Here is a 2,071-nt window from a genome sequence, read left to right on the forward strand (position 1 = left end):
GCAAACACAAAACCATTTATCAAAATTTTCAATAAATTTGTAATAAAAGATATGATTTGCTATAATTAAAGTATCAAAAAGTATGAAAAGTACGCATTTATTAACAAATTGTGGATAAGTTGTGGATACTATGTGAATTCTTGTTTTAAAACTACACGAATTTGCTGTATATTCTAATTTAATATCCACAATTATTTTTCTATAAATTGATGTGGATAAGTTGTGCAAATGTGAATAAATTATATATTTTTTTTGTTTAATTTGGAAAATAGCTATTTATTTCGTGTGGATAACTTGTCTTTTTGTGGATAAACTTGTTGATAAGTAAAAAAACGAGGTGAAAAATGACCGACAAAGATGAACTCTGGTTAAAAATTTCTAACACATTTAAGCAGGAAATGTCAGATTTGAACTTCAACACATGGATCGCTCCATTAAAACCTCTTTATTTAACAAATACTGAATTTATTTTGCTTTCTCCAAATAGATTTACCAAGAAAACAATCTATAACAAATACTACGACGATATCCAAAAATACTTGGATTTCATCAGTAATGTCAAGAGAAAAGTAGTCATCATCGACCGTTACGAAATGGATAACTACAATGATGAAAATATAATTCAAAATCAAAATATAGATGGTCAACGATCCATTCTAGTAAGTGAAGAAGTAAAAGAAGAGGAAAAATATACTGTAGAAGACAAAAATCCTGTAATCGAACAACCAGAAGAAAAAACTGATTTGAGCCCTTATGGCAAGAATTTAATCAGCAAATACAAATTCGATACATTTGTAAAAGGAAAAAACAACGAACTAGCATTGGCCGCAGCACTTGCAGTCGCACAAAACCCAGCCACAGCATACAATCCATTGTTTATCCATGGAAAAGCAGGATTGGGTAAGACTCACTTGATGCATGCTATTGCTCATGAAATACTTAAAAATAACCCAAAATCTAGGGTTATTTACACTACTAGTGAATCATTTACGAACGAGCTTATCTCTTCAATAGGAGATAAATCAACGAAAAAGAATTCACAATTTAGACAAAAATACAGAAATATAGACGTACTATTAATTGACGATATTCAATTTATCGCGGGAAAACAAGGTACACAAGAGGAGTTTTTCCACACATTCAACGAATTGTACAACCACAACAAGCAAATCATACTTTCCAGTGATAGACCTCCAAAAGAGATTAAAACATTGGAAGAGAGGTTGGTATCGCGTTTTGAGTGGGGATTGATGGCAGACATCCAACCACCAGATTACGAAACGCGTGTGGCTATTATAAACGAATATTTGGATAGAAATAATACATCACTTCCACCTGAAATAATCGATTATATCGCTATGAATGTCAAAAGCAATATACGTGAGTTGGAAGGGGCAGTAATGAATGTCGTAGGTCAGAAAACTCTGATAGGTGATGGCAACATTACATTGGATTTGGCGAAAAACGTCCTAAAACAACTTATCGCAGACACTCAGTTAAGACCTGTAACTATAGATTTAATCATTGAGAGTGTGTGTGATAGATACAATGTCACGCAAGATGATCTTCTATCCAAGAAACGCTCCAAACAAATCGCATATCCAAGGCAAATAGCAATGTATGTGTCCAGAAAATTGTTGGATATTTCGTTGGTTAGTATTGCATCAAGTTTTGGCAAAGATCACTCAACAGTAATGCATGGAATCAAGAAAATTGAGAGTGATATCAAAAAAAATTCAGAATTTGATGAAGAAATTGAAACCCTAATCAATTACATTCAAAATTCTTAATTTATTAAACTCAAAAATTGTGGATAAGTTTATTTTAGAGTTTTCTATCCACATTTTAATATTTATAACTATGTGGATAAGTTGTTGATAACTTTAAAACACTAAACTAAAATTGTGAAAAGTTGATAATGTTGATAATCGCACAGTTTGTGCCAATAATATACACATCGTTATCAATAGAGAAAACACCACAAATTACAAACAAACTAGAGTTATCCACAATACAAACAGCCCTACTACTACTATTACTAACTATTATTATTATTTGTATAAACGAAAGG

The 2,071-nt window shown here is 31.5% G+C and carries 1 protein-coding gene; it reads left to right on the plus strand.

Annotation, left to right across the window (positions count from 1 at the left end; translation table 11 throughout):
• The first annotated feature begins 344 nt into the window (after positions 1-344).
• Positions 345-1,790 (plus strand): chromosomal replication initiator protein DnaA, encoded by a 1,446-nt coding sequence (dnaA, locus tag KHW44_RS08995; protein ID WP_304068667.1) that lies wholly within the window; start codon positions 345-347, stop codon positions 1,788-1,790.
• The last annotated feature ends 281 nt before the right edge of the window (positions 1,791-2,071 follow it).

Source organism: Finegoldia magna (genome assembly GCF_018371055.1).
In the GTDB taxonomy this organism is placed as follows: Bacteria; Bacillota; Clostridia; order Tissierellales; family Peptoniphilaceae; genus Finegoldia; species Finegoldia magna_I.

Excerpts from the sequence above, each read along its gene's own strand:
- dnaA (WP_304068667.1), top strand. The coding sequence starts at position 345 with ATGACCGACAAAGATGAACTCTGGTTAAAAATTTCTAACACATTTAAG.